The following is a 7,251-nucleotide window of genomic DNA, read 5'->3' as shown; positions in this document are numbered from 1 at the left end:
GCCCAGGTGGGCGCGTCGTCGCCCATCTCGGCCCCGGCAGCCCGTCCCGCCGCCGAAATGGTCGAGACCGCCGCGTCCGTCGAGCCGACACCGGCTCCCGGTGAGCCGCTCGACCTCATCGCGAACCGTCCGGCCCCGGGTTCGGCGGCCGACCCGTCGCCGCTAAACGACCCGCTGTTCGGCCGCGGAACCGACCGCCAGGGCCGGCGCCGCCCAACGACCCCGCAGCCGACCAACCTCCCGATCTTCGAAGCATCGGCGGTAGGTGCGTGGGTGGCCGAGACGGCGGCGGCCCGGGCCCGTGAGACCGAGGTACGGGCGGCGGCGGCGATCAACGCGGCTCGTAAGCCGACGGCTACGTCGGAGAGCTTGAACACCCCGCAGGGGGCTCCGAAGGCGGGGGAGACGTCACCTTCGCTCGCGGCTGCTGCCTCGCCGGAATCGGCTGATGCCGGCGTCAAGGGTGGTCAGGGCTCTGCGGCTGGTGTTGCGGTGTCCCAGGCGGCTGTGGCCAGCAGTGCTGCGCTGCGGGCTACTGCTGCGGGTGCTGCGGCTGTTCGGGCTGCTGCTGCAACTCCGGAGGAATCCCCGGCGAAGGCGGCGGTCGGGTCGTCCGAAGCTGTCGCATCTCCGGCTGCTGGTGGATCTCCCTCGGCTGCCGCTGGCCCCTCTTCCGCGGCTGCCGCGCCCAAGTCGGCTGGCACTCCTTCGGACGCTGCCGCTTCCAAGGCGGCTACCGGTTCGTCCGAGCCTGCGGCGTTCGAGTCAGGTGCTCGGTCCTCCGAGGCCGTTGCGGCTAAGCGGGCTGCCGATTTGTCCCCGGATGTGGCGTCTCGAAAGTCTGTTGGCTCGTCCCCGGCCGCCGGGTCTCAGGTTGCCGGTGCTTCGCCCGCAGCTGCGGCTTCCAGGGTCGCTGATGTTTCGCCCGCAGCTGCCACTTCGCGGGCCGCTGATGTTTCGCCCGCAGCTGCCACTTCGCGGGCCGCTGGTGGCTCGCCCGCAGCTGCCGCGTCCGAGGCGGCTGGTGCTTCGCCCGCTGCCGCGGCGTCCCAGGCGGCGGCTGGTGTGCCCTCGGCCACCGCGGCTCGGGTGGCTGGGTCTTCATCTGAAGCTCCGGCGGCCAAGTCGGCTGAGGCTTCGTCCAAGGGTGTTGCCGGCGCGGCGGGAGCAGCGTGACGCCGAAGCCCACGCCCAGCGCGACCGGGCCGAACGCGTAGCCGACCGCGGTGGCGACCTGGCCGGTGTCCTGCATCAGCGTGAGCAGCAGCCGGCCCAGGACCTGGGCGACCGGTACGGCCACCGCCGACGCCAGCAGGGCCACCGCGGCGGCCTCGCCGACGATCATCCGGCCCACTTGCGGACCGGTGGCGCCGAGCCGGCGCAGCAGAGCCGTCTGCTCCGCGCGGCGGCGCACCGCGAGGCTGAGCGTCGAGGTGACCGCGAAGATCACGATGATCAGGCACCAGCCGCCCGCCACCATCGCGGTCGTGGACAGGGATTCGGCACTCACCGGGTCGGCGTCCGCGGCCGTGTCGAGCATGGCCGCGAAGGTCATCAGCAGGGTGGCCCCGAGGAAGGCCGACAGGAACGTAGCCACGAAATTGCCCGGGCGGTGCCGCAGGCCACGCAGGGCGACGGCGATCATGCGACGGCCTCCGCACCGGCGCCGACCAGGTCACCGAGGTGGGCCAGGCGTTCCGCGACGGCCTCGGCGGTGGGCGCGCTCAGCGAGCCGGCCAGCCGGCCGTCGGCCAGGAAGAGCACCGAGTCCGCGTACGCGGCGGCGACGGGATCGTGGGTGACCATCACGACGGTACGGCCGTGCTCGTGCACCGCCGCCCGCAGCAGGGTCAGCACCTCGCGGGCACTACGCAGGTCCAACGCGCCGGTCGGCTCGTCGGCGAAGATCACAGCCGGTTCCCCGATCAGCGCCCGGGCGATCGCCACCCGCTGCCGCTGGCCACCGGAGAGCCGCTCGGGCAGGTCGTCGCGGCGGTCCAGCAGGCCGAGGCGGTCCAGCACCGCACGGGCCCGGGCGTGGTCGGCGCGGCGGCCGGCCAGCCGGGACGGCAGCAGCACGTTCTGCTCGACGGTCAGCGCGGGCAACAGGTTGTAGTCCTGGAACACGAAACCGACCCGGGTACGCCGGAACTTGGTCATCGCGGCGTCCTTGCCGGCCTGCAACTCGGTGCCGGCCAGGAACACCCGGCCGGCGGTGGGACGGTCCAGACCCGCCGCGCACTGCAGCAGGGTGCTCTTGCCGGAACCGGACGGTCCCATCACCGCGGTGAACGTGCCCGCGCCGAAGGAGGCCGTCACACCGTCGAGCGCGGTGACGGCGGTGCCGGTGTCGTCATAGGTCTTGTACAGCGTCTCGAGGCGTACGGCGTCGGTCATCATGGGCCTCCCTGTGGGCGTCTTGGTACACCGTACGAGCGCACTACTATGGCCTCAAGTGGTGCTAGCACCCGTATTCATTGGCGCTCACTAGTGCACTAGGGTGGAGCGCACTAGTGCAGAGGAGGGGTGATGAGCGCCGTACCGCCGTACCGCCGGATCGCCGCCGGGATCGCTGCCCGGATCGCCGCCGGTGAGCTCGCGCCCGGCGACCGGGTCCCGTCCACCCGGCAGCTGATCGCCGAGCACGGCATCGCCATGGCGACCGCCACCAAGGTCATCGCCACCCTGCGCGAGCAGGGCCTGGTCCAGCCCCGTCCCGGCGTCGGCACAGTCGTCGCCACCCCGGCCCACCCCCACCACGCCTCAGCCCGGTCCGGCCAATCCCAGCCGGCGGAGTCGGATCGCGAGCGGGTGGTGCGCACCGCCGTCGCCATCGCCGACGCGGAGGGCCTCGGCGTGCTCTCCATGCGCCGCCTCGCCGGTGAGCTGGGCATGCCGACGATGTCGCTCTACCGGCACGTGGCCGGCAAGGAGGAGCTGCTGCTGTTCATGATGGACACAGTCTTCGCCGGCGACGCCCTGCCCGAGCTCTCCCCCGGCACCGACGGCTGGCGTGCCTGCGTCGAGGCGCTGGCCCGGCTGCAATGGTCGATGTACCGGCGCCACCCCTGGCTGGCCCAGGCGATCTCCTTCACCCGGCCGCTGCTCGCCCCACGCGCCATGGCCCACACGGAGTGGACGATGCGCGCCCTCGACGGGCACGGCCTCGCCCCGGATGTGCTCTTCCTCGCGGCCGTCACGGTGGCTAATTACATCCGCGGCACCGCCGTCAACATCGAGGAGGAGGCCCAGGCCGAGCAGGAGACCGGGCTGACCGACGCGCAGTGGCTGGACACCCAGCAGCACCGGCTCGGCGACATTCTCGGCAGCGGCCGCTATCCCCTGATGCACCGGGCCGTGACGGACCCGGCGCTCGAGTTCGATGTCGACCGGCTGATGGAGTTCGGCCTGCAGCGCCTCCTGGACGGGCTCACGCCCGTTCTGGAGGGCTGATGCCGGCCGAGCGTCAGCGCCAGAAGGTGGCGACCGCGGCGTTGATCAGCGTCAGGGCGATGATGCCGATGAAGTGCCCGCGGTTGACCTCGGCGCGCTTGCGCGGCACGAAGACCATGATGAAGATCAGGATCGCGAGGACCAGCTTCACGGCCAGCTTGGCCGGGGCGGGCTCGTCGTCGCCGCCACCGCGCAGCGGCGCCGACAGCGCCAGGCCGGTCAGGACCTGGATGATCGAACCCCACAACATCGCCGGGTTGATGCGCAGCTTCGCCGAGACGAACTGGGCGATCGCCCCGCCGAGCAGCAGCGCGAAACCGATCAGGTGCGCGTAGCGCAGAATCAACCGCAGAGCCTCCACGGGGGACAGCTTAGGGGGCGGGCCGGCGGGCGATGGTCAGCAGGTGGCTGCTCGCGCCGAACAGGCTCGGCTCGTCCTCGACCCGGCGCAGCATGTCCAGCATGATGCCGGTCAGCCGCTCGTCGGCCAGGAACTCCGTCAGCCGCGTACCGGTCATCCACACCGGGCCCTCGACCGCCACCGTGCGTGTCCCGGTGAGCCCGGCCTCGGTCGCCTCGGCGGCCGGCTCCTCGGGCCGGTGGAAGTACGCGCTGGTGAACCACCGCGACTGCCCGCCCTGGTTGCGGTGCACGCCGTCGTCCAGCGCCCCCTGCACGATCGACACGAACTCGGGCTCGGCGTAGTAGCCCTTGACCACGCCGTCCAACAGGGACGCGAAACGGCTGATCACGGCCCCGACGACCACCCCGCCCGGGCGCACGACGCGGGCCGCCTCGCGCCAGGCCGCGATCCGGTCCGTGCGCTGGGGCAGGTGGTAGAGCGGGCCGAAAAGCAGCACCGCGTCCGCGCTGGCGTCGGGCTCGGGCAGCGCTCGCGCGTCACCCAGGACAGCGGTCACTCCGGGCAGGGCGTCCGCGGCGGCCACGTGGTCCGGGACCGGATCGATCACCCGTACGGTGTGACCGGCCTCGGCCAGCGGGCGCGCGTAGACCCCGGTGGCCCCGCCGACGTCGACGATCCGGGCCGGCGCGGGTGGCAGCACCCTGCTCAGCACGTCCCAGGTGCGCAGGAACTCCAGGCGGCCGGTGCCGGCGGTCAGGCGCAGCCGCTCACCACCGCGTTCGTAGTACTCGAGGATCTCGGAACTCAGCATGCTGACCATGCTCGATGCCCGCGCCGCCGCGGTCGACCGACTTTTCCGCGTGTCGCTGTCCCGTGGCGCACGCCGCGTGAGTCATCCTAGGAACCTAGGGTCTGGAGGTACCGCCATGACGATCAATCCCGGCGCCGCCGAGTTCCCGCACCGGCAGATCGCCGCCCAGCTGCGAGAACGCATCCGCCGCGGGGACTGGGCTCCCGGTGAGCGGCTCCCCTCGATCCCCGCCATGGCCGAGATGTTCGGCGTGGCCAAGCAGACCGTGCAACGCACCGTCGACCAGCTGCGCGTCGAAGGCATCCTGATCACCAAGCCGGGCTCCGGCACGTACGTGCGCGGCACCCGGCGCCGGCTCAACCGGCTCTCCCGCGGCCGTTACGGCGCCCACCGCGGCTACCACGCCGACCTGGCCGCCCGCTACCGCCAGCAGCTGGCCGGCGTCGGCCGCGAGGCCGCGCCACCCGAGGTGGCGGACGCGTTCGGGGTCCGCGACAGCACGGAGATGCTGGTCCGGCGGCATCTCGTCCGCGCTGACGACGCCACCGTCGAGGTCGGCGCGTCGTGGTTCCGGGTGACCGACGCGACCGGGACGTCACTGGAACGGGCCGAGGCGTTCGGCCGGCCGCTCTACCAGGAGGCCGAGGAGGCGATCGGGCGGCGCTACGCGTCGGCGACCGACACCATCAGCGCCCGGCAGCCCAGCCGCGAGGAGGCGGAGATCCTGCAGATCCGCCCGGACACCCCGGTGCTGCACCTGCTGCACGTGGCGTTCGACGAGACCCGCAAGCCGATCGAGGTGGCCCAGGCGACCTGGCCGGGGCCGATGACCACGCTCACCGAGGAATACCGCATCCCGGCGCCGGTCCCCGAGCCGGACCCGGACCCGGGTCTCACTCTCGCGTGACCCCGCGCCTGGCCGCCGCCTGACCGGTGCGGCTGCCGGGCACGGTCTCCAGCACGTTGCGCTCCAGCCGTAACAGGGTGTCCAGCGCCGCCTGCTGCTCGGCCGGCGACAGGCCGGCCACGGTGAGCTCCTCGAGCTGCGTCCACATGCGTTCGACCTGCGTCCGCAGGGCCTCCCCGGCCGGAGTGACCTCGACCAGCGTGGCCCGCCGGTCGCACGGGTCGGGCCGGCGGCGGACGAAGCCGGCCTGCTCCAGGCGGTGCACGACGCGGGTGGTGCCGGCCGAGTCCATGCCGAGCTCGGCGCCGAGGTCGGTCTGCCGCTGCGGGCCGGCGTCCCAGAGCACCATCAGCATCAGCTCCTGACTGGCGTGCAGGCCCGCCTCGCGCAGCAGCCGGCCGGCCAGCTGGGAGTGGATGCGGGCCAGCCGGAAGATGGTGTGGCTGATCGGCCCGCCCGCGGCGGCACTCGGGGCGCCCGATCGCTCATCCATGCAGCTCAGCGTAGACCGGCGGAGCTGTGTCCCTGATCACCCGACAGTCCGGCAATAAACGCGGCGGTGCCGTGTTTACCTGTCCTGGACAGCAAATTAGCTGTCCAGGACAGGAGTTAGTCATGACCAGCGCATTCGACGGGGCCCCGCTCGGCCGGTACACGACGCGCAACCGGGTGGTGATGGCCCCGATGACCCGCAGCCGGGCGTACGGGCCGGGCGCGACCCCCACCGAGCTCATGGCCACGTACTACGCCCAGCGCGCGGGCGCGGGCCTGATCATCACCGAGGGCACCCAGCCCTCGCCGGTCGGACAGGGGTACCTGAACACCCCCGGCCTGCACACGCCCGAGCAGGTGGCCGCGTGGCGGCCGATCACCGCGGCGGTGCACGAGCGCGGCGGCCTGATCTTCGCCCAGCTCATGCACACCGGCCGGATCGGGCACCCGGCCCTGCACGGCGCCACCCCGGTCGGCGCCTCCCCCGTCGCCGCGGCCGGGCAGGTCTACACCGCCGACGGCCCGCTGGACTTCGTCGAGCCCGAGCCGCTGGACGCCGACGGCATCGCCGAGACCATCGCCGACTTCACCGCCTCGGCCCGCAACGCGATCGAGGCCGGCTTCGACGGGGTCGAGCTGCACGGCGCGAACGGCTACCTGCTGCACCAGTTCCTCTCCACCAACGCCAACCGGCGCGACGACGGCTGGGGCGGCACCGTCGAGGGCCGGATCCGGCTCACGGTCGAGGTGGCCAAGGCTGTCGCGGTGGCGATCGGCGCGGACCGGCTGGGGCTGCGCATCTCCCCCGCCAACCCGTTCAACGACATCGCCGAGGACGACCACCGCGAGACGTACCTGGCCCTCGTCGACGCGCTGGCGCCGCTGGGGCTGGCGTACCTGCACGTCGCCGAGGGGCCGGACACCGAGTTCACGCCGGTGCTGCGAGCGCGCTGGAACGGGACGCTGATCCTCAACCCGTACACCCCGGGGGCGTGGACCGGGCCCGAGGCGCTCAAGCAGATCGAGAACGGCGACGCGGACCTGATCTCGTACGGGGCGTTGTTCCTGGCCAACCCGGACCTGCCGGAGCGGCTGGCCGCCGGTGGGCCGTTCAACACCCCGGACTACGGCAAGGCGTACGGCGGCGACCACGAGGGCTACACCGACTACCCGGCGCTGAACGCCGCGTGACCGGTGCCGCCCGGCAGCCCCCTCCGGCTGCCG

8 protein-coding genes are annotated in these 7,251 nt (G+C 72.8%); 3 read left to right on the top strand and 5 right to left on the bottom strand.

Annotated elements, in window-relative coordinates; genetic code table 11:
* Window positions 1–796: 796 nt before the first annotated feature.
* Both AB0C29_RS25500 and AB0C29_RS25495 read right to left on the bottom strand, forming a co-directional pair.
* On the bottom strand, window positions 797–1,645 hold the full coding sequence (locus AB0C29_RS25500) for an FtsX-like permease family protein (protein WP_360824779.1): 849 nt from the start codon (window positions 1,643–1,645) through the stop codon (window positions 797–799).
* Window positions 1,642–2,397 (bottom strand): ABC transporter ATP-binding protein, encoded by a 756-nt coding sequence (locus AB0C29_RS25495; RefSeq protein WP_360824782.1) that lies wholly within the window; start codon window positions 2,395–2,397, stop codon window positions 1,642–1,644. Before AB0C29_RS25495 ends, AB0C29_RS25500 begins: the two co-directional genes overlap by 4 nt.
* Window positions 2,398–2,529: 132 nt before the next feature.
* Between AB0C29_RS25495 and AB0C29_RS25490 the strand changes: the two genes are divergently transcribed.
* Window positions 2,530–3,453 carry a TetR/AcrR family transcriptional regulator C-terminal domain-containing protein gene (locus AB0C29_RS25490; RefSeq protein ID WP_360824776.1) on the top strand — a complete coding sequence of 308 codons (924 nt, stop codon included), beginning with the start codon at window positions 2,530–2,532 and terminating at the stop codon, window positions 3,451–3,453.
* 13 nt (window positions 3,454–3,466) lie between these two features.
* Here AB0C29_RS25490 and AB0C29_RS25485 read toward each other — a convergent pair whose 3' ends face one another.
* Window positions 3,467–3,814, bottom strand: coding sequence for a hypothetical protein (locus AB0C29_RS25485; protein ID WP_360824773.1), 348 nt, complete (start codon window positions 3,812–3,814; stop codon window positions 3,467–3,469).
* A gap of 10 nt (window positions 3,815–3,824) precedes the next feature.
* The gene (locus AB0C29_RS25480; RefSeq protein WP_360824770.1) at window positions 3,825–4,628 is read right to left on the bottom strand and encodes a class I SAM-dependent methyltransferase; all 804 of its coding nucleotides are present in this window, start codon (window positions 4,626–4,628) and stop codon (window positions 3,825–3,827) included.
* A gap of 115 nt (window positions 4,629–4,743) precedes the next feature.
* Here AB0C29_RS25480 and AB0C29_RS25475 point away from each other — a divergent pair, with 115 nt between their 5' ends.
* Window positions 4,744–5,535: a GntR family transcriptional regulator gene (locus AB0C29_RS25475; protein ID WP_360824767.1), complete on the top strand. Its 792-nt coding sequence runs from the start codon at window positions 4,744–4,746 to the stop codon at window positions 5,533–5,535.
* Here the strand turns inward: AB0C29_RS25475 and AB0C29_RS25470 are convergent.
* The gene (locus tag AB0C29_RS25470; RefSeq protein WP_360824764.1) at window positions 5,522–6,028 is read right to left on the bottom strand and encodes a MarR family winged helix-turn-helix transcriptional regulator; all 507 of its coding nucleotides are present in this window, start codon (window positions 6,026–6,028) and stop codon (window positions 5,522–5,524) included. The two genes, AB0C29_RS25475 and AB0C29_RS25470, sit on opposite strands and share 14 nt — an antisense overlap.
* A 122-nt stretch (window positions 6,029–6,150) precedes the next feature.
* On the opposite strand from AB0C29_RS25470, the gene AB0C29_RS25465 reads away from it, so the two are divergent.
* Window positions 6,151–7,218, top strand: a complete 1,068-nt coding sequence (locus AB0C29_RS25465) for an alkene reductase (protein ID WP_360824762.1) — start codon at window positions 6,151–6,153, stop codon at window positions 7,216–7,218.
* Window positions 7,219–7,251: the final 33 nt, after the last annotated feature.

The sequence above is a fragment of the Actinoplanes sp. NPDC048791 genome (genome assembly GCF_040650095.1).
Taxonomy (GTDB): domain Bacteria; phylum Actinomycetota; class Actinomycetes; order Mycobacteriales; family Micromonosporaceae; genus Actinoplanes.
The sequence above is the reverse complement of the archived record's forward strand: the minus strand, read 5'-3'. Positions and strand labels throughout refer to the sequence as shown.